Consider the following 24,410-nt stretch of genomic DNA (forward strand, 5'->3'; position numbering starts at 1 on the left):
CGGCCAGGCTACCGGGGCCGCCGACGCGGCGGTCCGTCGAGATGGTTGCTCGAATCAATTCGAGCCGAACGGGTGACTCCTGCCGGGCGAACCGCTAGCGTGGAGGCGAACCAGACCGTGGAAGCGCTCTCAACGAGGAGTTCGCGTGACAACCAGACTGGCACGACGCCGCCCGCTCGCGGCGATCACCACCGCCCTCGCCGTCACCCTCGCCGGTGCGGCCGTCCCCCTCGCGGCCCAGGCCGACGAGACGCCGAACCTCGTGCAGAACGGCTCGTTCGCACCCGGCGTGCACAACCAGTGGTGGGGGATCACCGACGACGACGTCACCGACGGCGAGCTCTGCCTCGACGTGCCGGCCGTCGAACGGTTCGGCAACTTCGTCGACCTCGACCTCGAGGCGGGTGCCGACTACCTGTTCGGCTTCACCGCGCACGCCGACCCCGCCACCGAAGGCGTCCAGGCGCGGGTGCAGGCCGACGGGGCGAGCGGTCCCGACGGCTTCGACGTGGCCGAGACCGTCGCCCTGGACGGCGAGCCGCAGGCCTTCGAGTGGGGCTTCACCGCCTCCGGCGACGCGCAACGCGTGCAGTTCGAGCTGTCCGGGGCGGACCCGGCGAGCACCCTGTGCCTGACGGACATCCACGTCACCCCCGTGGCGAACGTCGCCCAGAACCCGACGTTCGACGGCCTCGCCCCCTGGTGGACCACGCCGAACCTCGAGCTCGCGCGCACGGACGCGGGCATGTGCGGCACCGTCCCGGCGGGCGGCAACCAGTGGGACGTCATCCTCGGTCAGGGCGGCATCGCGCTCGAGGCCGGGCGCCCCTACACGGTGACCGTGGCGGCGAGCGCCGCGCCCGAGGCGTCGGCCCGGCTGCTGGTTCCGCAGCCCGGGGTCGACTGGCCGCCGCTGTACTTCGCCGACCTCACCCTGCGCGCCGACGGCCAGTCGTTCAGCCAGACCTTCGAGGTGGACGCCGACGTGGAGACCGAGATCCAGCTCCAGCTCGGCGGCAACGACGAGGCGTTCGAGCTCTGCCTGGACACCGTGGCGCTGACCACGGGCGGCGCCGTCGAGCAGTTCGAGCACGAGACGGGCCCGCGCGTGCGGGTCAACCAGCTCGGCTACCTGCCCGACGGCCCCCAGCACGCCACGCTCGTCACCGACGCGACGCAGTCGCTGCCGTGGCAGCTCCTCGACGCCGAGGGTGCGGTGGCCGCAGAGGGCACCACGACGCCCGCCGGGTTCGACGCGTCGGCAGGGCTGGACGTGCACACCATCGACCTCGGGGGCGTGACCGCCACCGGTGAGGGCTACCGGCTGGTGGCCGACGGCGAGGAGTCCTACCCGTTCGCCATCGCGGCCGACCTGTACGAGCCGCTGCGGGACGACGCGCTCGGCATCTACTACACGCAGCGCTCGGGTTTCGAGATCGTGCCGGTCGAGGTCGACGGTGAGCTCGACAAGACGGAGTACGTGCGCCCGGCCGGGCACGTGGCCGAGTTCGGCGGTGACGCCGTCAACCAGGGCGACGCGGCCGTGCCGTGCCTGCCCCCGAGCGGCGCGGTCGACCACCAGGGCAACCCGCAGCTCGGCGGCGACGCCCACTACGGTCCGGGCGGCTGGGCCTGCCCCCCGGGGTACACGGTCGACGTCACCGGTGGGTGGTACGACGCCGGCGACCACGGCAAGTACGTGGTCAACTCCGGGATCGCGGTCTACGAGCTGCTGTCGACCTACGAGCGCAGCCTGCACGCCGGCACGGTGAACGACGGCGCGCTCGGCGACTCGACGCTCGTGGTCCCCGAGCGAGACAACGGCGTGCCGGACGTGCTCGACGAGGTGCGCTGGAACCTGGAGTGGATGCTGCGGATGCAGGTCGACGACGGCGTGACCATGACGATCGACGGTGAGCAGGTCGACGCCTCCGGGCTGGTGCACCACAAGCTCCACGACATCGCCTGGACCGGGCTGAACACGTTGCCGCACGAGGACCCGATGCCGCGGTACGTGCACCGGCCATCGACGGCCGCCACGCTCAACCTCGCCGCCGCCGCGGCGCAGGGCGCGCGGCTGTACGCCCCGTACGACGAGGCCTTCGCCGACGAGCTGCTCGACGCCGCTCGCGACGCCTGGGCGGCGGCGGGCGAGCACCCGCAGATCTACGCGCCCAACACCAACGACCTGGACCCGAACCCGGGTGGTGGGCCGTACGACGACACCGAGGTCGGTGACGAGCTCTACTGGGCCGCCACCGAGCTCTTCCTGACCACGGGCGAGGACGCGTTCGCCGACGCCGTGCTGTCCTCGCCTTACCACGTGGGCGGCGAGCAGCAGGACGTCTGGTCGCCGACCGGGTTCGACTGGGGGCGCACCGCGGTGCCCGCGAGGCTCGACCTCGCCACCGTGCCGAACACGCTCGACGGACGGGCCGACGTCGTCGCCTCGGTGCTGGCGGCGGCGGACGACTACCTGGCCGTGCAGCAGGCGCAGCCGTTCGGTCACGCCTACGGCCCCGAGGCGTACGAGTGGGGGTCGACGGCGCAGGTGGTCAACAACGCCGTCGTCCTGGCGACCGCGTACGACCTGTCGGGCCAGCAGGCCTACCGGGACGCGGCGCTGGAGACGTTCGACTACATCCTGGGTCGCAACGCCATCAACAACTCCTACGTCACCGGGTACGGCACGGCGTTCTCGGCGAACATGCACAGCCGCTGGTACGCGTCGGCCGACCGTCTGCCGCCCTTCCCGGACGGCAAGATCGCGGGCGGTCCCAACTCCGGCCTGCAGGACCCGGTCGCCCAGGCGAACCTGCAGGGCTGTGCCCCGCAGGCCTGCTACATCGACGACGTCGACTCGTGGTCGACGAACGAGACGACGATCAACTGGAACGCGGCCCTGGCGTGGTTCGCCTCCTGGGCGGCCGACATGGGCTCGGCGTCCCCGGACGACTGGACCCCGCCGACCCCCACCTGCGAGGTGTCGTACACCGAGCACGGTGCGTGGCCGGGCGGGTTCGTCAGCCAGCTCTGGGTGACGAACCTCGGACCCGGTGCCCGCGACGGCTGGGAGCTGGGCTTCGAGCTGCCGGGCGGTGCCCGGGTCGTGAACGCCTGGGGTGGGGACGTGGTGCAGGACGGCCCGTCGGTCACCTGGTCCAGCGCCCCGTGGAACGGGTCGCTCGGGGACCCGGCAGGCCGCCGGGCCTCGACGGTCACCGTCGGTTTCGTGGGTGGGGGAGCACCGGGCGGCGAGCCGACGGCGTTCACCCTCGACGGGATGTGGTGCGCCACGGCGTAGGTCGGGCGGGGCAGCAGGCCTGAAGGCCTGCGAGGCCCGTCAGCCTGCCGGAGCGGACGATCGTGTCGGTCCGCTCTGGCAGGCTGGACCCGTGCCCACGTCCTCGCGCTCGCGCCGCCCCTCGTCCGCGCCGTCGAAGAACTCCCGGCCCTGGGACGACCCGGTGCTCGCGCCGGTCGTGCTGGTGCGCGGCCCCGAGGGTCTGCTGGCCGAGCGGGCCGTCGACGGGGTGCTGGCGCTGGCCCGGCAGCGGGAGCCCGAGGTCGACAAGGTGGAGCTGGAGGGCGCGGCGTACGGCGCCGGCCAGCTCACGGTCGCGGCCAGCCCGTCGCTGTTCGGCGAGCCGAAGGTCGTGGTGGTGCGAGGGGCGGAGGCCTGCACCGAGGAGCTGGTGGCGGACGTCGTCGCCTACGTGGGTGCGCCCGATCCGGAGACGGTGGTCGTGGTGGTGCACGCCGGGGGCAACCGGGGCAAGAAGATGCTGGACGCGATCACGGCGTCGGGCGCGCCCGAGCTGCGCTGCGAGGCGATCAGCAAGGACGCCGACAAGGTCGCCTTCGTGACGGGCGAGTTCCGCGCGGCCCGTCGTCGTGCGGACGCCGCCGCGGTGCGCTCGCTCGTGGACGCGCTCGGCAACGACCTGCGCGAGCTCGCCGCGGCCTGCTCCCAGCTCGTGGCCGACACGAGCGGCACGATCGGTGAGGCGACCGTGGACCGCTACTACGGCGGGCGCGTCGAGGCGACGGGCTTCAAGGTGGCGGACGCGGCGGTGGCGGGCGACGCCGGTGGCGCGGTGGCCCTGCTGCGGCACGCGCTGGCCACGGGCGCCGACCCGGTACCGGTGGTCGCGGCGCTCGCGCTGCGGCTGCGCACCCTGGCGAAGGTCGCGGCGATCCGTGGCGGTTCGACGACGGCGCGCGAGCAGGGCCTGCAGGAGTGGCAGGTGCGCAACGCGAACAAGGACCTGGCGCGCTGGACGCCGGAGGGCCTCGCCGTCGCGATCAGTGCCGTCGCCCAGGCGGACACCGACGTCAAGGGCGGCGGCCGCGACCCCGTGTTCGCCGTCGAGCGGGCCGTGCTGGCGATCGCGCGGGCCCAGCGGGGCTGAAAGGCCGAGAGCCCCCGACCCGTGCGGGTCAGGGGCTCTCGGTCGGCTGGGCTCGGGGCCCGGCCGGAAGGCTCAGAGCGCGTCGACGGACTTCGCGAGGGCCGACTTGCGGTTCGCAGCCTGGTTGGCGTGGATGACGCCCTTCGAGACCGCCTTGTCGAGCTTGCGCGAGGCAGCCTTGAGGGCCGACGTCGCCGCGTCCTTGTCGCCACCGGCGACGGCGTCACGCACCTTGCGGACGTGCGTCTTCAGCTCGGACTTGACGGCACGGTTGCGCAGGCGCGCCTTCTCGTTCGTCTTGATGCGCTTGATCTGGGACTTGATGTTTGCCACTGGTGTACTTCCTGGTGTGTTCGCCTGTCGGCGAGCGGATAGGTCGTAGAGGGCGGCCGCAGCTCCGGGACTGGGGTGGGGAACCCGTGGAGAGGAACTGTGGCTGTGCCCGCCGACCTGGGCGGACACGCGACTGACCAGACTACCAGTCCTCGTGGCCGGTGACCAGCGCGCCCGTCCGCGCCGCAGTGAGCCCGACCGCGCCGGTCGTAGCATCGACCGGTGACCACAGCACGCTATGCCGCCCTCCTGCTGCCGTCGGCCAACCGGGTGTACGCCGCCGCCTCGACCGACCTGCTGGCCGCCGAGCTGGAGATCCTCGCCTCCGCGGCCGGCGCCGAGATCGTGGACCCGAGGGTCGAGCGGATCGCGGACGTCGCGTACGTCACCTTCACGGTGGACGACCTCGACGACCGCACGGTGGCGTACCTGGCGAACGCCTCGGCGCTGTACGCGCTGTTCCGGTTCGAGGCCGGTGCCCTGCACCCCGTCCCCGCGCCCCGTCTGGACCGTCTCGACGACGACCTCGTCACCATCCAGAAGTACGCGGGCAAGACGAACGAGCAGTTCACGCGGCTGCTGCTCAACGTGACGGTCGCGGCGTCCGGTGCCGCCGGGCAGATGCTCGATCGTCCGCTGCGGGTCCTGGACCCCGTCTGCGGCCGTGGCTCGACCCTCAACCAGGCGCTGCTGTACGGCTACCACGCCGCCGGCATCGACGTCGACACCGCCGACGTGGAGGCCTACGCGACGTTCGTGCGGACCTACCTGCCGCGCAAACGGCTGAAGCACACCGTCGCGTTCGGCCCCGTGCGGCGCGACCGCAAGGTGGTCGCCCGTCGGCTCGAGGCGACGATCGGGCTGACCCGGGAGGCGTTCAAGGCGGGCGACGTGCGCGAGCTCGACGTCGTGGCGGCCGACACCCGTCGCTGCGGGGAGTTCTTCCGCCGCGGGTCCTTCGACGTCGTCGTCGGGGACCTGCCCTACGGCGTGCAGCACGGCAGCCGCAGCGCCGGCGGCGACCTGCAGCGCGGTCCGCTCGACCTGCTGCGCACCGCCGTGCCCGCGTGGACGGCGATGCTGCGCCCCGGCGGAACGATCGGGCTCTCGTGGAACACGCACGTCGCGGCGCGCGAGGAGGCCGCCGGCGTGCTCGCCGACCACGGTCTGGAGGTGCTCGACGACGGCGCCTGGACGCGCCTGCGCCACCGCGTGGACCAGTCGATCGACCGCGACGTGCTCGTCGCCCGCAGGGCACCGCGCCCGCGCGCCTGACGAGGGCTGCGCGCGTCAGTGCCCGCTGCGACGCATGGCGGCGACGACGCCGTCGAACGTCCGGCGGGGCAGGACGGCTCCCTCGCGTCGCACCGACCGCGGATCGACCCGCACCACCCGGTTGACGCGGACCTCGCTCGGGCGGCCCTGACGGTCCCAGGGGCCGGAGCCGATGTCCATCCACAACCGGCCCCAGCGGGCCTCCTGGGCGGCGTCCCGGTCGTGGTCCTTGCTGGTGAGCTGCAGGGCGAGCAGCCAGGGACCGTCCCGTCCGACGAGCAGCACCGGTCGGTCCTTGCCGCGCGAGTGGTCCTCCTCGTAGGGCACCCAGGTCCACACGACCTCACCCGGGTCCGGGGCGCCGTCGGGCCGTGGCGCGTACACCGCGGCGACGACGCCGGCGAAGTCGCCCGGGTACTGCCCGGCCGCGCCCGGCGTGGTGGTCGCCGCAGCGGGCCCGCGGCGCGTCGGGCGCGGGGCCGCCCGGGTCGGCCCCGGGGTGGGCCGCGTACGGGTCGAGGGCCGCAGGGCGGAGCCGATCACGCGGGCGGTACGTCGCAGCAGGTTCGTCCATCGGGGCACGGGCGCCAGCCTAGCCACGACATCAGCGGGAAACACGGCCGGAACGCGCCGGCGTCCTGGGGCGTCTACCGTGCGGTCATGGCGGACATGTTCGACGACTACACGCTCGGTCGGGCCTTCGACGAGCTGTTCGACCGGGGCCGCGACGTCCGGCCGCGGTACCGGCGCGTGCACGACACCCTCGCGTCGCTGACCACCCACGAGGTCACGGCCCGCGCCGACGCGCTCGCCCGCTCCTACCTCGCCCAGGGCATCACGTTCGACGTGGCGGGCGAGGAGCGGCCGTTCCCGCTGGACGTCGCGCCGCGGGTGATCTCCCCGGACGAGTGGGACCTCATCTCGCGCGGCGTGCGCCAGCGGGTGCGCGCCCTGGAGGCGTTCCTCGCGGACGTCTACGGCCCCCAGCAGGCGGTGCGCGACGGCGTCGTGCCGCGGCGCCTGGTGCTGTCCAGCACGGAGTTCCAGCGCGAGGCCCACGGCATCGAGCCGCCCAACGGGGTGCGCTGCCACGTCGCGGGCATCGACCTGGTGCGCGACGAGGCGGGCGAGTTCCGCGTGCTCGAGGACAACGTGCGCGTGCCGTCCGGGGTCAGCTACGTGCTGGCGAACCGTCAGGCCATGGTCCGCACGTTCCCCGAGCTGTTCTCCGAGCTGCACGTGCGCAGCGTCATCGACTACCCCCGCCGGCTGGTCTCCGCCCTGGCCGCGGCCGCGCCGGACTCGACCCCCGAGCCGACCGTCGTCGTCCTGACCCCCGGGGTCTACAACTCCGCCTACTACGAGCACGCGCTCCTGGCCCGGCTCATGGGCGTCGAGCTCGTGGAGGGACGCGACCTGTACTGCGCGTCCGGGCGGGTGTACATGCGCACCACCAGCGGACCCCGGCGGGTCGACGTGATCTACCGGCGCGTGGACGACGTGTTCCTGGACCCGGTGCGGTTCCGGCCGGACTCCGTGCTCGGCGTGCCCGGCCTGGTGGACTGCGCCCGCCGGGGCACCGTGACGCTGGCCAACGCCATCGGCAACGGCGTCGCGGACGACAAGCTCGTCTACACCTACGTGCCGGACCTCGTGCGCTACTACCTGGGCGAGGAGCCGGTGCTGCGCAACGTCGACACGTGGCGGCTGGAGGAGCCGGGGGCGCTCGCGGAGGTGCTCGACCGTCTCGACGAGCTGGTCGTCAAGCCGGTGGACGGCTCGGGCGGCAAGGGCATCGTCGTCGGACCGGACGCCTCGCCCGCCGAGCTCGCGCGCCTGCGGGCCCGGCTGGTGTCGGACCCGAGAGGCTGGGTCGCCCAGCCCGTCGTGCAGCTCTCCACGTCGCCCACCTACGTCGACGGCGCGTTCCGCTCCCGGCACGTCGACCTGCGGCCCTTCGCCGTCAACGACGGCTCCGACGTCTGGGTGCTGCCCGGGGGGCTGACCCGGGTGGCGCTGGGGGAGGGCCAGCTCGTGGTGAACAGCTCCCAGGGCGGCGGGTCGAAGGACACCTGGGTGCTCAAGGACCGTCGCGCGCCGTCGTCGGCCCACCCGGCCCGCGGGCCGGAGCACCGGGTGGTCGCCGAGGGCGAGCCGCCGGGCGTGCCCATCGAGTCCAACCCGGCCGACGACGTCGGTCAGCAGCAGCAGCAACAGCAGCAACAGCAGCAGGAGGTGGTGGACGAGTGCTGAGCCGGATCGCCGAGTCCCTGTTCTGGATCGGCCGCTACGTCGAACGTGCCGACGACACCGCGCGGATCCTCGACGTCCACCTGCAGCTCCTCTCGGAGGAACCCTGGGCCGAGGAACCCGCCGCCTGCCGCTCCCTGCTGGCGATCATGGACCACCCCGCCGCGCCCGAGGACGGGCCGGTCGGACGTGAGACCGTGCTGCGCCTGCTCGCCCACGACCGCACCAACCCCTCCGCCATCGCCGGCGCGCTCGTCGCCGCGCGGGAGAACGCCCGGCGGGCCCGCGAGATCGTCTCGACCGACGTGTGGGAGGCTCTCAACACGACCCGCCACCGCGTGGTCACGGTCGGCCTCAACCGGCGTCCCCACGAGTTCTTCGCCTGGGTGCGCGAACGGGCCGCCGTCGTGTCCGGGCTCATGGAGTCCGCGACGCCGCACGACGCCACCTGGCACTTCATGGTCCTCGGGCAGTCCATCGAGCGTGCCGACATGACCGCCCGGCTCCTGACCACCCAGGCGCGCCTCGGCGCCGCGGGACCCGGCTGGACCAGCGTCCTGCGCTCCTGCGGGGCGCACGAGGCCTACCTGCGGGCGCACCGCGGTCGCACCACGGACGACGACGCCGCCGCGTTCCTCGTGCTCGACCGGCTCTTCCCCCGCTCGATCGTCTACGCCCTGCGGTCCGCGGAGGTGGCGCTGCGCGCCCTCGAACCCGTCGAGCACCGGCGCGAGGTCAGCGACGAGGCCGTGCGCGAGCTCGGGGTGGTGCGCTCGCGGCTGGAGTACAGGCGCCGCGACGAGACCCTCGACGACCTGCCGGCCGTCATGGAGCAGGTCCAGCACGCGTGCGCCCGGGCGAGCGAGGCGATCCGTGACCGGTACTTCCCGTCGCCGACCACGGCGGCGGCCTGGGTGGGGGAGGCGTTGTGAGCCTGGTCCGCGTGGTCCACCGGACCGCATTCTCCTACCCGGCCTCGGTGACGGCGTCGTACAACGAGGCGCGGATGCGCCCCGTCGACGACGACTTCCAGACGCTGCGGTCGTCGCGGATGACGATCTCCCCGCACACCTGGACCGACGCGTACGAGGACTACTGGGGTACGGCGGTGACGATCTTCGAGGTCCTGCAGCCCCACGAGGACCTCGAGATCGTGGCCGAGGCCACCGTCGAGGTGGCCGACGTCGTCGAGGACCGTCCCCAGGTCGAGTGGGAGGAGCTGGGCGGGCGCGCGGTCCTCGACGCCCACGTCCAGTTCCTCGCCGCGACGCCCACGACGGCGGTGCCCGACGAGGTCGCCGCGCTCGCCCTCGAGGTCGCGGCGGGCAGGCCGCCGGCCGAGGCGGCCGAGGCGATCTGCCTGGCCGTGCGCGACCGCCTGGAGTACGTGCCCGGCGTGACGACGGTGCACACCCCGGCCGTCGACGCCTGGGCCGCGCGGGAGGGCGTCTGCCAGGACATGGCGCACCTCGCGATCGGTGCCCTGCGGTCGGTGGGGATCCCGGCCCGCTACGTGTCCGGTTACCTGCACCCGCGCGCCGACGCCGCGGTCGGCGTCCCCGTCGTCGGGGAGTCGCACGCCTGGCTGGAGTGGTGGGCGGGCCGGTGGGTCGCCTACGACCCGACCAACCGACGCTTCGCCGGGGCCGACCACGTCGTCGTCGGGCGGGGCCGCCAGTACGGCGACGTGCCGCCCCTCAAGGGGGTGTTCGCCGGCGGGGGCGCGAGCGACCTGGAGGTCACCGTCGAGATGACCCGTCTCGCCTGACCTACCGCCCCGTGAACCGCGGGGAGCGGTGCTCCAGGAAGGCCGCGACGGCCTCCCGGTGGTCGTCCGTGCGGCCCAGGGCGTCCTGCTCGGCGGCCTCGGCGGCCAGGCTCTCCTCCCAGGAGCGGGTGGACGCCGCCGCCACGAGCCGCTTGGACGCCGCGTGCGCCAACGGGGGGCCCTGCGCGAGCCGCGACGCCAGGTCGTGCGCGACCACGCGCACCTCGCCCGCCGGCACCACGCGCCCGGCGATGCCCCAGGCCACCGCGCTCGCGGCGTCGAAGGTCCCACCCAGCAGGACGAGCTCGCGTGCCCGCGCGGCCCCGACCGCCCAGGTCAGCGTCGCCGACAGCCCCGAGTCGAACGTCAGCCCGACACCTGCGAAGGCGGTGCCGAGCACGGCGTCGTCGGCCAGCACGCGCAGGTCGCACGCCAGGGCGATCCCCAGCCCGGCACCCACGCAGGCGCCGTGCACCGCGGCGACGACCGGCTGCGGCATCGTCGCCAGCGTGCGCACGATCGGGTTGTAGTGCCGCTCCACGGTGCGCTCGCGCGCCCAGGCGCCCGTCCCCAGACCTTCGGCGTGCTCGCGCAGGTCCTGGCCGACGCAGAACGCAGGACCGTTGCCCGCCAGGACGACGGCGCGGACGTCGGGGTCGCGGGAGACCTGGTCGAGAGCGTCCAGCAGCGCCTCCTTGAGCGCGAGGTCGAGCGCGTTGCGGTGCGTGGGCCGGTCGAGCAGGACCGTGGCGACGGCTCCGTCACGGACGATCTGGCACGGTGCGCTCACGACGCGGCTCCCTCGGTTCGACGTCCGTCCAGTGAACCCGTCGCCTGCGCGAGGTGTCCACACGGACGCCGTCTCAGGGCACGATCGGCGCGGCGAGCACGGCGTGCAGGGTCGCGCCGTCCCCGGACACCTCGACGTCGGTGTCGGCCAGGGTGGTCCGGCGCCACAGCAGCAGGTCGAGGGTGCGGGCGGTGGCACGCACCGTGGCGGCGGGGTCCTGCGACGGGCGGTCGTCCTCGTGCGCCCCGAGCGTCCACGAGCGGTCGAGGTCGTGCGCGTGCAGACGCACCGTGCGGGCGAGCGGTGCGCTGCGGCCGAGCCGCACCTGGCGGGGCTGGAACATCGTGACGACCTCGTCGACGCCGTCCGCCCAGATCTCGGCGCGGACGTCGTCGAGGAGGAGGACGTCGGCGCCGTCGGTCCTCTCAGCGCCCTCAGCGCTCTCAGCGCTCTCAGCGCCCTCAGATCCGTCGGCACGGTCGAGCGGGGCGATCGCGGTCCGCAGGTCGTGCAGGTGCACGAGCGTCTCGTGCACCTGCCGACGGCGCCAGAACGACGCCGGTCCCTGCCCCAGGAGGGTCCGGCAGGAGGCGCCGGGGTCGATCCGCACCAGCGTCGCGTGCAGGTCGGCGGCGGCGTCGCGGTACGACGCCGCGAGCGCGACCGCCGTCGCGTCGTCGGGGACCGCCTCCGATGTGCTCCCGCCCCGCGCGGGGTCGGCCTGTCCCGCGGACCACCGGTGGATCTGCGCGACGTGCAGCACGAGGTCGCGCACCGTCCACGGGGCGCACGCGGGGACGTCGGCGCCGGGGTCGGCGGCCGCGACCCCGGCGGCGAACCGGTCCTGCAGCGCGGCCAGGAGGACGAGGTGGTCCAGGTCGTCGCCGCCGTCGGTGCGCAGACCTGACCCGGGGTCGACCGTCACTGAGGTGCTCACCCGCCACAAGGTACCCAGTCCGACGGCGGGCGGCTCCCGGCGTCCACCGGGCTGCCGAGCCGGACCTCGTGTCGTGGGAGAATGACCGGGCCAGACGACAAGCCCACCACGACGGAGCGAGACGCGTTGCCCATCCCCGGACCCGCGCTGAGCGCGCGCATCCAGCCGAACTCCACGGCGCCCGAGCTGATCCGCAACTTCTGCATCATCGCGCACATCGACCACGGCAAGTCGACGCTGGCGGACCGGATGCTCCAGCTCACGGGCGTGGTGCAGGCGCGCGACGCCCGCGCCCAGTACCTCGACCGGATGGACATCGAGCGCGAGCGGGGCATCACGATCAAGTCCCAGGCCGTGCGCATGCCGTGGGCGCTCGAGGACGGTTCCGGCGAGCTCACCCCGTACGCGCTGAACATGATCGACACCCCCGGTCACGTCGACTTCACCTACGAGGTCTCGCGCTCCCTGGCGGCCTGCGAGGGAGCGGTGCTGCTCGTCGACGCCGCGCAGGGCATCGAGGCCCAGACGCTGGCGAACCTGTACCTGGCGATGGAGAACGACCTCGAGATCGTGCCGGTGCTGAACAAGATCGACCTGCCGGCCGCCCAGCCCGAGAAGTACGCCGAGGAGCTGGCGAACCTCGTCGGCGGCGACCCGGCGGACGTGCTGCGGGTGTCGGGCAAGACGGGCGAGGGTGTCGAGCCGCTGCTCGACCGGATCGTGGCGCGGGTCCCGGCGCCCGTGGGCGACCCGGACGCGCCGGCGCGGGCCATGATCTTCGACTCGGTCTACGACACGTACCGCGGCGTGGTCACCTACGTGCGCGCCGTCGACGGCGACCTGAACCCGCGCGAGCGCATCCAGATGATGTCGACGCGGGCCACCCACGAGCTCCTGGAGATCGGTGTGATCTCGCCGGAGCCGATCAAGACCAAGGGTCTCGGCGTCGGTGAGGTCGGCTACCTCATCACGGGTGTGAAGGACGTGCGCCAGTCGAAGGTCGGCGACACCGTCACGAGCGCGGCCGCCCCGGCGTCCGAGGCGCTCGGCGGGTACGACGACCCCAAGCCGATGGTGTTCTCGGGCCTGTACCCGATCGACGGCTCCGACTACCCGGTGCTGCGCGACGCGCTGGACAAGCTCAAGCTGAACGACGCCGCCCTCAACTACGAGCCGGAGACGTCGGTCGCCCTCGGGTTCGGGTTCCGTGTCGGGTTCCTCGGCCTGCTGCACCTGGAGATCGTGCGCGAGCGCCTGGAGCGCGAGTTCGACCTCGACCTGATCTCGACCGCCCCGAACGTCGTCTACGACGTGACGATGGAGGACGGCACCGACGTCAAGGTGACCAACCCCTCGGAGTTCCCGGTCGGCAAGATCAAGGAGGTCCGCGAGCCGGTCGTCAAGGCCACGATCCTCACGCCGAGCGAGTTCGTCGGCACGGTGATGGGCCTGTGCACCGACCGACGCGGCACGATGCACGGCATGGACTACCTGTCCGAGGACCGGGTCGAGCTGCGCTACACGATCCCGATGGCGGAGATCGTCTTCGACTTCTTCGACCACCTCAAGTCGCGCACGCGCGGCTACGCCTCCCTGGACTACGAGCCCGAGGGCGACCAGTCCGCGAACCTGGTGAAGGTCGACATCCTGCTGCAGGGCGACCAGGTCGACGCGTTCAGCGCGATCGTGCACCGGGACGCCGCCTACGAGTACGGCGTGCGGATGACGGCCAAGCTCAAGGAGATCATCCCGCGCCAGCAGTTCGAGGTGCCGATCCAGGCCGCCGTCGGTGCGCGCGTCATCGCCCGCGAGACGGTGCGCGCGATCCGCAAGGACGTGCTCGCCAAGTGCTACGGCGGTGACATCAGCCGGAAGCGCAAGCTGCTCGAGAAGCAGAAGGAGGGCAAGAAGCGCATGAAGAACATCGGTTCCGTCGAGGTCCCCAAGGACGCCTTCATCGCCGCGCTCTCCTCCGAGAGCGCGGGCGGCAAGGACGGCGGCAAGGACAAGAAGAAGTAGCGTGCCTGCCCTGCCCGACGGAGCGCCCGTCCCCGCCGACGGCGCGCTCCCGCCCGACGTCGTGCGGGAGCCCTCGGACGCCGCGCACGGTGCCCGCTCGCCGTTCGGCGTCTACGTGCACGTGCCGTTCTGCACGGTGCGCTGCGGATACTGCGACTTCAACACCTACACCGCCTCGGAGCTGGGCGGCGGGGCCTCCCAGGCCGCCTACGCCACGACCGCCCTGCGCGAGGTGGACCTGGCGGCCCGGGTGCTCGCCGACGCCGGGCTCGGCGCACGGCCGGTGTCCACCGTGTTCTTCGGCGGGGGGACACCGACCATGCTCCCGGCGGCGGACCTGGCCCGGATCCTCGACGGCGTCCGCGACGCCTGGGGGCTCGCGCCGGACGCCGAGGTCACCACGGAGGCCAACCCTGACTCCGTGACACCGGAGTCCCTGGGGGTGCTGGCCGACGCCGGCTTCACCCGGGTGTCCTTCGGCATGCAGTCCGCCGTGCCGCACGTCCTGGCCACGCTGGAGCGGACGCACGACCCGGCCCGTGTCCCCGACGTCGTGCGCTGGGCCCGTGACGCCGGCCTGGACGTCTCGCTGGACCTCATCTACGGCACGCCGGGGGAGTCGCTGGAGGACTGGCGCACCACGGTGACCAGCGCCCTGGACACCGGCGTCGACCACGTCTCGGCGTACGCGCTCGTCGTGGAGCAGGGCACGAAGATGGCCGCCCAGGTGCGCCGGGGCGAGGTCACCCTGCCCGACGAGGACGACCAGGCCGCCAAGTACGAGCTCGCCGACGACCTGCTCACCGCCGCCGGCCTCGGCTGGTACGAGGTGAGCAACTGGGCCCGTGGGACCGAGCACGCCTGCCGACACAACCTCGCCTACTGGCGCGGGCACGACTGGTGGGGTGTCGGGCCGGGCGCGCACTCCTACGTGGGCGCGCCGTGGGACGGGACGTCACCCTCGGACGACGACGGCGCGCAGGCGCGGGTCGCGGGCGTGCGCTGGTGGAACGTCAAGCACCCTCGTCGCTACGCGGCGATGCTCGAGGCAGGCACATCTCCCGGCGCCGGTCGCGAGCTGCTCACGGCCGCCGAGGCGCACCTGGAGCGCGTGATGCTCGGTGTCCGGCTCGCCGAAGGCCTCGACCTCGCCGTGCTGGACGCCCCCGGGCGCCGGGCCGTCGCCGGTCTGGTCGCCCGGGAGCTGCTCGACGGTGTCGCCGCGGTGCGCGGCAGGGCGGTCCTGACGCGCCGTGGACGCCTCCTCGCGGACGCCGTCGTGCGCGAGCTGACCTGACCCTGCCGCACCCGCCGGATCAGCGGATGAAGCGGATGTTCAGCGGGTAGCGGTACCACTCCTGGCGGGAGCAGGCGATCGCCGCGAGGATGCCGAACACCACCGAGCACACCCACACGACCCACACGGTGATGAAGCCGATGAACACGAACATCAGCACGAAGCTGGCCAGGTAGCCGATCAGCAGCGTGATCTGGAAGTTCAGCGCCTCCTTGCCCTGGTCGTCGAGGTACCGGCTGCGCTCGCGGTACACGAGCCAGATGATGAGCGGCACCAGAAAGCTGAGGAACACCCCGCCCAGGTGGGCGAAGATCGCCCAGGTCCGCTCCTCCGAGGGAGTCACCGGGGGCGGGCCGTAGCCGTACGGCTGGTCCGGCGGCTGCTGGCCGTAGGGCTGGCCGGGCTGCTGGGCGTAGGGCTGGCCGGGCTGCTGGGCGTAGGGCTGGCCGGGCTGCTGGGCGTACGGCTGGCCGGGCTGCTGGGCGTACGGCTGCTCCGGCTGCGGCCCGGGCGTCGTCGGGTCCTGCGGGTCCTGCGAGGACTGGTTCGGGTCAGGTGTCGAGGTCATGCGTGCTCCTTGAGGTCGACGCCGGTGTCACTTCACCAGGCGCAGCGTGAACGGGTACCGGTACAGGTCGTTGCGTCCGACGGTCACCGCGGCGATGACGGCCAGCACCACGGTGACGATCCAGACCAGGATGCCGACGGCCGTCACCAGTCCGGTGACGAGGCCACCCAGGAAGGGGATCCAGCCGAAGAACAGGCCGAGGGCCCAGAGTGCCACGCTGACGACGGCCACGGTGATCTGGAAGTTGAGCGCCTCCTTGGCCTGGTCCGCCACGAGTGCGCTGCGGTCGCGCAGCACGAGCCAGATGACCAGCGGCGCCAGGAACCCCAGGGTCCCCACGGTGACCGCGGCGACGACCAGAGGGCCCAGGTGCGCCAGGATCGCCCAGAGCCGTTCGTCGGACGTCGACAGGGGGCGGGTGTCCCGATGATCCCCGGGGGGCACGGGGTGGGGTGCCTGTGTCATGCGTCCCATCCTTCCAGCACGGCAGGTCGATTCCCACCATCCGGGACATTCTTCGCCCCTCCGGTGGCAGGTCACGTGCTGCGGGCCGACAGTGGTGCAGGTCAGGGCATCGCCGCACCATCTGGAGGAACGATGAGCGAGAACCCGCCGAGCCAGCCCGGTCGGCCCGAGGACGACCCGTACGGGCAGCCGCAGGACCCGTACGGTCAGCAGGGTCAGCCCGCGTCCCCACCGCCCGCGCACGACCCGGGTGGCGGCTACCAGGCGCCCTACCAGCAGTCCGCCCAGCAGCCCGGGGGACAGGCACGGCCCGGCGGTGAGCCGTTCTTCGCCGACGCGGCGTCCTCGGCCGCGAACGTCGCACGCACCGACGCCACCGGCTTCTTCGGGGCGCTGTTCGACTACTCGTTCACGCACTACGTGACCCCGAAGGTCGTCAAGATCATCTACGTGATCGTGTCGGTGCTGATCATCCTGGGGTGGGTGATCGGTCTGATCGTGGCGATCGTGGCCCTGTTCAACGACGCGTTCTGGGGCGGCCTCGGCTACATCGTGTTCGGGTGGATCATCGCGATCGTCTACCTGGCGATCGCACGCATCACCCTCGAGTTCTACCTGGCGGTGGTGTCCGTGTCGGAGAAGGTCAACCTGTACGCCCGGCGCGACGGCGTCGCCTGACGACGGCCGTCAGGCCGTCACGAAGTCGATGAGCTCCTCGACCCGGCCCAGCAGGGCCGGGTCGAGGTCTCGGTAGTCGCGCACGGTGCCCAGGATGCGCTGCCATGCGAGACCGACGTCCTGCGTGGTGGTGGCGGGCCAGCCCAGCTCGCGCAGGATGCCCCGCTTCCACTCGGTGCCGCGCTCGATCGTCGGCCAGCTCGTCAGGCCCACCCGGGCGGCCTTGACCGCCTGCCACACGTCCACGTAGGGGTGGCCGAGCACGAGGACCGTGCCGGACGGGACCGTCCGCAACGCCTCGGTGGTCAGGCGCTGCTCCTTGGACCCCGGTACCAGGTGGTCGACGAGCACCCCGACGCGACGGTCCGCCGTCGGGGCGAACTCCGCCAGGGCCTCGGCGAGGTTGTCCACGCCGTCGAGCATCTCGACCACCACGCCCTCGATCCGCAGGTCGTCGCCCCAGACCTTCTCCACGAGCTCGGCGTCGTGCTTGCCCTCCACCCAGATCCGTGAACCGCGGGCCACCCTCGCGCGGGCGCCGTGCACCGCCACGGATCCGGACGCGGTGCGCGTCGGTGCGGCGGGTGCGCGCACGGAGACGGGTGCGGTGAGCTCCACCGGCTTCCCGTCGACCCAGAACCCGGGCCCCAGCGGGAACGAACGGGTCCGGCCCCGGCGGTCCTCCAGCACCACCAGGTGGACGCCGCCGGACTTCTCGACGCGCACGACGGCGCCGACCCAGCCGGTCTGCACCTCCTCCACGACGAGCCCCGGCTCGGCGGGCCGGGGCTGCGACGTCGGACGGCGCCGGTGGTGGGCCGATCCGCCGGGCGCGCCGGAGGAGCTGGACAGGACGTCGGAGCCGTAGCGGTCGTGCACGGCCGCGAGCCTACGGACCCGGCGCCGTGCGACCCGTGAGCGACACGCGCCGGATGCGCCGGGCGGCCTGCGCCAGCAGGGTGCTCAGGCGGCGTCGTGCGACGGGACGACGGGTCCGAGCGGCGGCGCTGTGCTCCTCGCGCTCGGCCACGACCCGGCGCAGCTCGGCCCTGCGGACGATCTCCGCCTCGTGCTGCCGGTACAGCTGGTGGTACAGCTCGGGGTGCATGGTGGCCTCCTGGTGCGGTGGGCCCGGGCGGCCCGCGACACCCTCAGCCTCGGTCCCTGAGGTACCCGTGCGGATCGGGCAGGAGTCCGGTTCCCCGGGACCGGGCACCCCCCAGGTCGCCCTGAGGTACCGCAGGCGGACGGCGGTCAGGCGGTGCGCGCCAGGACGGCTGCCTCCGTGCGGCTCGCCACCCCCAGCTTGCGCAAGATCGCCGAGACGTGCACCGAGGCCGTCTTGCGCGTGATGAAGAGCCGCTCGGCGATCTGCCCGTTCGTCAGGCCGTCGGCCACCAGGTCGAGCACCTGACGTTCCCGTTCCGTCAGGCCGGCGAGCCCGGTGGACGGCGTGGTGGCGCGAGGACGGGACGGACCCAGCCCGGCGTCGTCGAGCAGACGGTGGGCACGGTCGAGCACGAGCCCCGCGCCGATCTCCTGCGCGGACCGGGCGGCCGCGCTCAACAGCTCCCGTGCTCCGGGACGGTCCTCGTCGTCCAGGTGCGCCTGACCGTCCCGGAGCAGCGCGTACGGCCGCAGGTGCGCCGGAGCGAGCTCGGCGGGACCGAGCGCCGCCACGGCCGACCACGGGGCCTCGCCGAGCTCGGCGGCGAACACCGTCGACCAGACGCCGTGGGTCGGCCAGTACGCCGCGGCGTCGAGCATCTGCCGGTAGGGCCCGACGTCGACCGGGCGCCCGAGGTCGCGCGCCCGGGCGGCGGCGCGGGCCGCCACCGCGAGCACCGCCAGCGCATAGGCGCCGGAGACGCGTCCGGGCTCCAGGACGGGTGCGACGAGCTCGAGCGCGTCGTCGACGTCGTCGCGCTCGAGGGCGAGCTCGGCCAGGGTGGCCCACGTCCGCGAGCGGACCTGCGCCTCGATCCGCCCGAGGCGCAGCCACTCGGACCGCCCGCGCCGGCCCATCGTCTGGGCACGGTCGACGTCCCCGCGCCACAGGCTCAACCAGGTCCACCGTTCTCCGAGGTAGACGGCGAACTGGCTCGGTGCGACCAGCGGGACGCAACGCTCGTACCACGCGGCCGCCTCGTCCCAGCGGCCGAGGCCGATGAGGGCCTCGGCGACGTTGCCCTCCAGCATCGCGCGGCTGCCCCAGCCGGCACCGCGGTCCCGAGCGAGCTCGGCGCCTGCGGCCGCGAGCGCGCGAGCACTCTCGAACCGTCCCTGCTTGACGTACTGGTCGGAGGTGTTGGTGTGGAACCGGCTGAGGGCGTCCCACTCCGCCCCGGCGAGGCGTCGTGCCTCTTCCAGGTCGTCCATGCCGCCGAGGTCGCCCCTGTCCGACCGGGCGACGCCGCGGATGTTCAGCAGCCGGGAGCGTTCGGCGTCCGTGTCCGCCGTCGCGAGCGCGCGGTCGGCGGTGTCGACGGCGGTGTCGAGGTCGCCGTCGAGCATCGCGGTGCGGGCCCGCATCCGCAGCAGCGGTCCGACGGTGTCGACGGCGTCCGCCGGGGCGGTGCGCACCGCCTCGTCGAGGTGCTGCCTGCCGGCCTCGTCGCCGGTGCGGAGCATGTGGACCCCCACCTGCCCGAGGGTTCTGGCCCGGCCGGCGGGGTCGTCCGCGGGCCACTCGGCGAGGGCCTGGCGGGCCAGCGCGAGCGCACGGTCGATCCGGCTCGCGTGGTGCTGCGCCCGGGCCACGGACATCAGCAGGTCGTGGTGCAAGGTGCCGGTCACCTGCGCGGCGTCCGGCACGAGGTCCCACTGCTCCAGGGCCCGTTCCCCGAGCGCGACGGCGGTCGACGACGCGGCGTCGTGGCCGGCGGCGGCGTGCGCCGCGACGGCGGCCTGCAGGGACCGTGCGGGCACGTGGGCGTGCCACCAGTGGTCGGCGATCTCGGCGAGACGGGGGACCGTGGCGGGCAGCGCGGTGAGCACCTCGGCGTAGGCGGTGTGCAGGCGACGGCGTTCGGTGGGCAGCAGCTCGTCGGCGACGGCCTCCTGCAGCAGGGCGTGGCGGAACCGGTAGCCGTCGTGCTCGACGACGAGCACCATCGCGTCGACGGCTTCGCGCAGGGCGGGCTCGGCGGCGGACAGCGCGTCGCTGCCGAGCACGGCGGCGAGGACGTCGTGGGGCACGCGCTGACCGGCGGCCGACACGGCACGGCACAGGTCCTGCGCCTCGGGAGAGAGGCGGGAGTAGCGCAGCAGCAGGACGTCGCGCAGGGACACGGGCAGGTCCCCGTCGAGGCAGCGTGCGAGCTCCTCGACGTAGAACGGGACGCCGCCGGAGCGTTCCACGAGATCGCCGAGGTCCCGGACGCCGGCGCCCTGCGGCTCGACCGCGGCGGCCAGGGCCGCGACGTCGTCCGTGCCGAGTGGTTCGACGTCGAGGCGGGTGGCCAGGCGGGAGCGGTCGAGCTCGGCCAGCGTGGTGCGCAGCGGGTGGCGGCGGTCGACGTCGTCGCTGCGGTAGGTGGCCACGACGAGCAGGGAGGTGCCGCGGGCGACCCGGGCGAGACGGTCGAGCGCGCTGCGCGTGGCGTCGTCCGACCAGTGCAGGTCCTCCAGGACGGCGACGACGCGGCGCTCGCCGGCCAGCGTGGTGAGCAGGTCGACGAGCACCTCGGGGCCGCGCCCGGTCGCGACGCCGGGACGCTGGGCGACCAGACCGGGCTGGATCGCGCCCAGCGCGTCGGCCGCGGGGCCGGCCGCGGCGAGGACCGCGTCGGTCCCGAGGGCGTCGACGAGCCCGCGGACCGTGCCGGTCAGCGCAGCGTAGGGGACGGGTCCGGACCCGGAGTCGGCGCACTGGCCGTGGGCGACGAGCGTGCCGGGCGGGACGCCGTCGAGCAGCTCGGTCACCAGGCGTGTCTTGCCGATGCCCGCCTCCCCGGCGACGAGCACGGTGCCGCCGTGACCGGCCCCGGCGCGTTCGAGGGCGCGGCGCAGGACGTCGAGCTCCGTCGCGCGACCGACCAGCGGAGACCTGTCCAGGGGCATACCGGTCATCGTGCCAGGTGCCGGTGACGCTCGTCGCGAGGGAGGATCGTTCCCCCGGGGCGTCGCCGGGGACGCGTAGGATGGCACTCAGCCATCGAGAGTGCTAAGTCGAGCGCTCAGACCGCAGACCGCCGATCGGGGGGAGGACGACCGTGAGCGAGGAACGCCGCCTCGAGGTGCTGCGCGCCATCGTGGAGGACTACGTCACCACGCGGGAGCCCGTCGGCTCGCGCATGCTCACCGAACGTCATCGTCTCGGGGTGTCCCCGGCGACGATCCGCAACGACATGGCGGCGCTGGAGGAGGCCGGGTACATCGCCCAGCCGTACACGTCCGCCGGCCGCGTGCCGACGGACGCCGGGTACCGGCTGTTCGTCGACCGGCTGGCCGAGGTGCGCCCCCTCAACGTCCCGCAGAAGCGCGCCATCGAGACGTTCCTGTCCGAGGCGGTCGACCTCGACGACGTGCTGGTCCGCGCCGGGCGGCTCATCGCCCAGCTCACCGGCCAGGTCGCCGTCGTGCAGTACCCGTCGCTGCGCCGGTCCGGCCTGCGGCACCTGGAGCTGGTGCCCGTCGCCCCGGGGCGCATCCTCGTGGTCGTCATCACCGACACCGGTCGCGTGGAGCAGCGGTTCTGCGAGCTGCCGGTCCACCCGGACGGCTCCGGGGCCACCGTCCTGGAGGACGCCTCGCTCGGGGAGCTGCGGGCGCGCTTCAACGCGGCGGCGGCAGGACTGCGGCTCGCCGACCTGCCGGCGGCGTTCGACACCCTGGTGGAGTCGGTGGGCCCGGAGCTCGGCCACGTGGCCCGTGCCGTGGCCGACCTCGTGGTGGACACCCTCGCCGAGGAGACCGAGGAACGGATCGTGCTCGCGGGCACGGCCAACCTCGCCCGCTCGGAGTCCACGTTCGAGCTCGGGCTCAGCCCGGTCCTGGAGGCGCTGGAGGAGCAGGTGGTGCTCCTCGGGCTCCTCACCGAGATGTCCGGCGACGGCGTGCGTGTCAGCATCGGCCACGAGAACCGGCGCGACGGACTGACCGAGACGTCGGTCGTGACCTCCGGGTACGGCACCGACGGCGACACGGTCGCCACCCTCGGCTCGATCGGGCCGACCCGCATGGACTACCCGGGCACGATGGCCTCGGTCCGTGCGGTCGCCCGCTACCTCTCCCGCGTCCTGCCGAGCTGACGGCAGCCGCGACCCCTCCCGACCATTTCTCGACCGTCACCGAAGAGAGACCTGTGACCGACTACTACGAGATCCTCGGCGTCGAGCGCGACGCCACGCCCGAGCAGATCAAGAAGGCGTACCGCAAGATGGCACGCACCCTGCACCCCGACGTCGCCGGCGCCGAGGGTGAGGAGAAGTTCAAGGACGTCGCCCGCGCCTACGAGGTGCTGTCCAACCGCGAGAAGCGCGAGCAGTACGACATGGGCGTGGACCCGACCGCTCCCGGCGGCAGCGCCGGCGGCGGCTACGGCCAGGGCTTCGGCTTCCAGGACATCTTCGAGACGTTCTTCGGCGGCGGCGGCCAGGCCGCCGGCCCGGTGCCCCGGGCACGCCGCGGCCAGGACGCGCTCGTGCGCATGGACATCGACCTCGTCGAGGCGACGTTCGGCGTCAAGCGTGAGCTGCAGGTCGACACCGCCGTCGTGTGCGGCACGTGCGGCGGCAACGGCTGCCGTCCCGGCACCGACGTGCGCACGTGCGACGTCTGCCACGGCCGCGGCAACGTGCAGCGGGTCGCCCGCTCGTTCCTCGGCCAGGTCATGACGACGGCGCCGTGCGCCGCGTGCCAGGGCTTCGGCACCGTGATCCCCGAGCCGTGCGCCGAGTGCTCCGGCGACGGGCGCGTGCGCTCGCGTCGCACGCTCACGGTGAACGTGCCCGCCGGCGTCGACACCGGCACGCGCATCAAGCTGTCGGCCCAGGGCGAGGTCGGTCCGGGCGGAGGCCCCGCCGGCGACCTGTACGTGGAGATCCGCGAGAAGCCCCACGACGTGTTCGTGCGCCGCGGCGACGACCTGCACTGCACCCTGGACGTGCCGATGACGGCCGCCGCGCTGGGCACCGTCCTGGAGCTGGCGACGCTCGACGGCGCCCAGGAGATCGACCTGCGTCCCGGCACCCAGCCGGGTCAGATCGTGACCCTCAAGGGGCTCGGCGTCGGCCACCTGCACGGCACGGGCCGCGGCGACCTCAACGTGCACGTCGAGGTCCAGGTGCCGACCGCGCTGGACGACGAGCAGTCCGAGCTGCTGCGGCGGCTGGCGGTGCTGCGCGACGAGGAGCGTCCGGAGCCGCGGCTCGCCGCCGCGCACCCGGGCGTGTTCTCGCGCCTCAAGGACAAGTTCAGCGGTCGGTGACGTGAGCGAGGCACCGCGGTGCTCGCCTCGAGGAGGCACGACGTGAGCGCACCCGTGTTCCTGGCCGACGGCCCGCTGGGACCGCTGGCGCCCGGCGACCCCTTCGTGCTCGACGGCGCGGAGGGGCGTCATGCCGGGGTCGTCCAGCGTCGCGAGCCGGGCGAGGTCGTCGACGTCGTCGACGGCGCGGGCGCCCGCGTGCGCGCGGAGGTCACGGCTGTCGACGGCGGCGAGGTGCGCCTGACGGTGCGCTCCGTGGACGTCGAGGCGGCCCCCGCGGTGCGGCTGACCCTCGTGCAGGCGCTGGCCAAGGCAGACCGTGACCACCAGGCGGTCGAGGCGGCCGTCGAGGTCGGGGTCGACGCCGTCGTGCCCTGGCAGGCCGACCGGTCCGTCGTCGTGTGGCGCGGGCCGCGCGCGGTCAAGTCGCACGCCCGCTGGGAGTCCGTCGTGCGGGCCGCGGTGAAGCAGTCCCGCCGCGCGTGGCTGCCGCCGGTCGCCGAGCACGTCACCACGGCGGGCCTCGTGGCGCGCACCCGTCAGGTCCTGGCGGCGGGCGGTGGCGTCGTCGTGCTGCACGAGGAGGCGACGACGCCGCTCGCGGACGTCCCGCTGCCCGCGCCGACGGCCGACCCCTCGCCGGGCGCCGCCCCGGAGCTGCTGCTCGTCGTCGGGCCCGAGGGCGGCATCTCGCCCACCGAGGTCGACGCGCTCGCCGCGGCGGGCGCCGTCGCGGCGCGCCTGGGACCGCACGTGCTGCGCACCTCCACGGCGGGGCCCGTCGCCGTCGCGCTCCTGAGCGACCGGCTGGGTCGGTGGCGGTAGCGTGGGCGCATGAGCGATGCGACCGAGAACGACTGCGTGTTCTGCCGGATCGTCGCCGGCGACCTGCCCGCCGACGTCGTGGCCTCCACCGAGCGCGTGGTCGCCTTCCGTGACATGTCTCCGCAGGCCCCGGTGCACGTCCTGGTCGTACCGCGGGAGCACCACGGCGACGTCTCCGTGCTGGCGGCCGCGGACCCTGAGCTGCTGGCCGAGGTGGTGGAGGTCGCCGACACCGTCGCGCACGACCTCGCCGACGGCCAGTACCGCTTCATCTTCAACTCCGGCCCCCGCGCGGGCCAGAGCGTCTTCCACGTCCACGGCCACGTCCTGGCCGGTACCCAGCTGGGATGGAGTCCCGCCTGA

22 protein-coding genes are annotated in these 24,410 nt (G+C 73.6%); 13 read left to right on the plus strand and 9 right to left on the minus strand.

All coding sequences use genetic code 11. The features are described from left to right. Window positions 1–145 precede the first annotated feature (145 nt). Entirely contained in the window at window positions 146–3,304 is a 3,159-nt protein-coding gene (locus tag ACNHYB_RS00935) for a glycoside hydrolase family 9 protein (RefSeq protein ID WP_418276511.1), read from the plus strand. Window positions 3,305–3,395: 91 nt separating this feature from the next. Further along, window positions 3,396–4,412: a DNA polymerase III subunit delta gene (holA, locus tag ACNHYB_RS00940; RefSeq protein WP_418276512.1), complete on the plus strand. Its 1,017-nt coding sequence runs from the start codon at window positions 3,396–3,398 to the stop codon at window positions 4,410–4,412. Between the two features lie 72 nt (window positions 4,413–4,484). Here the strand turns inward: holA and rpsT are convergent, their stop codons facing one another. Next, on the minus strand, window positions 4,485–4,745 hold the full coding sequence (gene rpsT, locus ACNHYB_RS00945; RefSeq protein ID WP_418276513.1) for a 30S ribosomal protein S20: 261 nt from the start codon (window positions 4,743–4,745) through the stop codon (window positions 4,485–4,487). A gap of 222 nt (window positions 4,746–4,967) precedes the next feature. Here rpsT and ACNHYB_RS00950 point away from each other — a divergent pair, with 222 nt between their 5' ends. After that, complete coding sequence (locus tag ACNHYB_RS00950) at window positions 4,968–6,020, plus strand: TRM11 family SAM-dependent methyltransferase (protein WP_418276514.1); 1,053 nt, start codon at window positions 4,968–4,970, stop codon at window positions 6,018–6,020. Between the two features lie 15 nt (window positions 6,021–6,035). Here the strand turns inward: ACNHYB_RS00950 and ACNHYB_RS00955 are convergent, their stop codons facing one another. Continuing rightward, window positions 6,036–6,611 (minus strand): type II toxin-antitoxin system PemK/MazF family toxin, encoded by a 576-nt coding sequence (locus ACNHYB_RS00955; protein WP_418277962.1) that lies wholly within the window; start codon window positions 6,609–6,611, stop codon window positions 6,036–6,038. 69 nt (window positions 6,612–6,680) lie between these two features. Here ACNHYB_RS00955 and ACNHYB_RS00960 point away from each other — a divergent pair, with 69 nt between their 5' ends. Genes ACNHYB_RS00960 through ACNHYB_RS00970 form a run of 3 tightly spaced genes read left to right on the plus strand, consistent with a single transcriptional unit; the run spans window position 6,681 to window position 10,038 of the window. After that, window positions 6,681–8,273, plus strand: coding sequence for a circularly permuted type 2 ATP-grasp protein (locus tag ACNHYB_RS00960; RefSeq protein WP_418276515.1), 1,593 nt, complete (start codon window positions 6,681–6,683; stop codon window positions 8,271–8,273). After that, complete coding sequence (locus ACNHYB_RS00965; RefSeq protein ID WP_418276516.1) at window positions 8,267–9,202, plus strand: alpha-E domain-containing protein; 936 nt, start codon at window positions 8,267–8,269, stop codon at window positions 9,200–9,202. The genes ACNHYB_RS00960 and ACNHYB_RS00965 overlap by 7 nt, the downstream gene beginning before the upstream one ends. After that, on the plus strand, window positions 9,199–10,038 hold the full coding sequence (locus ACNHYB_RS00970; RefSeq protein ID WP_418276517.1) for a transglutaminase family protein: 840 nt from the start codon (window positions 9,199–9,201) through the stop codon (window positions 10,036–10,038). The genes ACNHYB_RS00965 and ACNHYB_RS00970 overlap by 4 nt, the downstream gene beginning before the upstream one ends. A gap of 1 nt (window position 10,039) precedes the next feature. Here ACNHYB_RS00970 and ACNHYB_RS00975 read toward each other — a convergent pair whose 3' ends face one another. Next, window positions 10,040–10,828, minus strand: coding sequence for an enoyl-CoA hydratase/isomerase family protein (locus ACNHYB_RS00975; protein ID WP_418276518.1), 789 nt, complete (start codon window positions 10,826–10,828; stop codon window positions 10,040–10,042). 73 nt (window positions 10,829–10,901) lie between these two features. After that, window positions 10,902–11,765 (minus strand): maleylpyruvate isomerase N-terminal domain-containing protein, encoded by an 864-nt coding sequence (locus ACNHYB_RS00980; RefSeq protein ID WP_418276519.1) that lies wholly within the window; start codon window positions 11,763–11,765, stop codon window positions 10,902–10,904. 81 nt (window positions 11,766–11,846) lie between these two features. On the opposite strand from ACNHYB_RS00980, the gene lepA reads away from it, so the two are divergent. Together lepA and hemW are read left to right on the plus strand one after the other, a co-directional pair. Beyond that, window positions 11,847–13,784 carry a translation elongation factor 4 gene (gene lepA, locus ACNHYB_RS00985; RefSeq protein ID WP_418276520.1) on the plus strand — a complete coding sequence of 646 codons (1,938 nt, stop codon included), beginning with the start codon at window positions 11,847–11,849 and terminating at the stop codon, window positions 13,782–13,784. Window position 13,785: 1 nt separating this feature from the next. Continuing rightward, window positions 13,786–15,081, plus strand: a complete 1,296-nt coding sequence (gene hemW / locus ACNHYB_RS00990; RefSeq protein ID WP_418276521.1) for a radical SAM family heme chaperone HemW — start codon at window positions 13,786–13,788, stop codon at window positions 15,079–15,081. 19 nt (window positions 15,082–15,100) lie between these two features. Here hemW and ACNHYB_RS00995 read toward each other — a convergent pair whose 3' ends face one another. Together ACNHYB_RS00995 and ACNHYB_RS01000 are read right to left on the minus strand one after the other, a co-directional pair. Next, window positions 15,101–15,649, minus strand: a complete 549-nt coding sequence (locus tag ACNHYB_RS00995) for a DUF4870 domain-containing protein (RefSeq protein ID WP_418276522.1) — start codon at window positions 15,647–15,649, stop codon at window positions 15,101–15,103. Window positions 15,650–15,676: 27 nt separating this feature from the next. After that, window positions 15,677–16,114 carry a DUF4870 domain-containing protein gene (locus tag ACNHYB_RS01000; protein ID WP_418276523.1) on the minus strand — a complete coding sequence of 146 codons (438 nt, stop codon included), beginning with the start codon at window positions 16,112–16,114 and terminating at the stop codon, window positions 15,677–15,679. Between the two features lie 132 nt (window positions 16,115–16,246). Here ACNHYB_RS01000 and ACNHYB_RS01005 point away from each other — a divergent pair, with 132 nt between their 5' ends. Continuing rightward, entirely contained in the window at window positions 16,247–16,792 is a 546-nt protein-coding gene (locus tag ACNHYB_RS01005; RefSeq protein ID WP_418276524.1) for a DUF4282 domain-containing protein, read from the plus strand. Between the two features lie 9 nt (window positions 16,793–16,801). On the opposite strand, the gene ACNHYB_RS01010 is transcribed toward ACNHYB_RS01005, so the two are convergent. The 3 genes from ACNHYB_RS01010 to ACNHYB_RS01020 all read right to left on the minus strand — a co-directional run bounded on the left by ACNHYB_RS01010 (window position 16,802) and on the right by ACNHYB_RS01020 (window position 20,854). Next, window positions 16,802–17,671 carry a DUF3097 domain-containing protein gene (locus ACNHYB_RS01010; RefSeq protein WP_418276525.1) on the minus strand — a complete coding sequence of 290 codons (870 nt, stop codon included), beginning with the start codon at window positions 17,669–17,671 and terminating at the stop codon, window positions 16,802–16,804. A gap of 10 nt (window positions 17,672–17,681) precedes the next feature. After that, complete coding sequence (locus ACNHYB_RS01015; protein ID WP_418276526.1) at window positions 17,682–17,900, minus strand: hypothetical protein; 219 nt, start codon at window positions 17,898–17,900, stop codon at window positions 17,682–17,684. 146 nt (window positions 17,901–18,046) lie between these two features. Next, entirely contained in the window at window positions 18,047–20,854 is a 2,808-nt protein-coding gene (locus ACNHYB_RS01020; protein ID WP_418276527.1) for a helix-turn-helix transcriptional regulator, read from the minus strand. Window positions 20,855–21,006: 152 nt separating this feature from the next. On the opposite strand from ACNHYB_RS01020, the gene hrcA reads away from it, so the two are divergent. Genes hrcA through ACNHYB_RS01040 form a run of 4 tightly spaced genes read left to right on the plus strand, consistent with a single transcriptional unit; the run spans window position 21,007 to window position 24,410 of the window. Continuing rightward, window positions 21,007–22,044 carry a heat-inducible transcriptional repressor HrcA gene (gene hrcA / locus ACNHYB_RS01025; protein ID WP_418276528.1) on the plus strand — a complete coding sequence of 346 codons (1,038 nt, stop codon included), beginning with the start codon at window positions 21,007–21,009 and terminating at the stop codon, window positions 22,042–22,044. 53 nt (window positions 22,045–22,097) lie between these two features. Continuing rightward, window positions 22,098–23,222, plus strand: a complete 1,125-nt coding sequence (dnaJ, locus tag ACNHYB_RS01030) for a molecular chaperone DnaJ (protein WP_418276529.1) — start codon at window positions 22,098–22,100, stop codon at window positions 23,220–23,222. Window positions 23,223–23,264: 42 nt separating this feature from the next. Then, entirely contained in the window at window positions 23,265–24,047 is a 783-nt protein-coding gene (locus tag ACNHYB_RS01035) for a 16S rRNA (uracil(1498)-N(3))-methyltransferase (RefSeq protein ID WP_418276530.1), read from the plus strand. 9 nt (window positions 24,048–24,056) lie between these two features. After that, a complete protein-coding gene (locus tag ACNHYB_RS01040; protein WP_418276531.1) occupies window positions 24,057–24,410 on the plus strand; it encodes an HIT domain-containing protein in 354 nt (117 codons plus the stop codon).

The organism is Isoptericola jiangsuensis (assembly GCF_048320105.1).
GTDB classification, from domain to species: Bacteria; Actinomycetota; Actinomycetes; order Actinomycetales; family Cellulomonadaceae; genus Isoptericola; species Isoptericola jiangsuensis_A.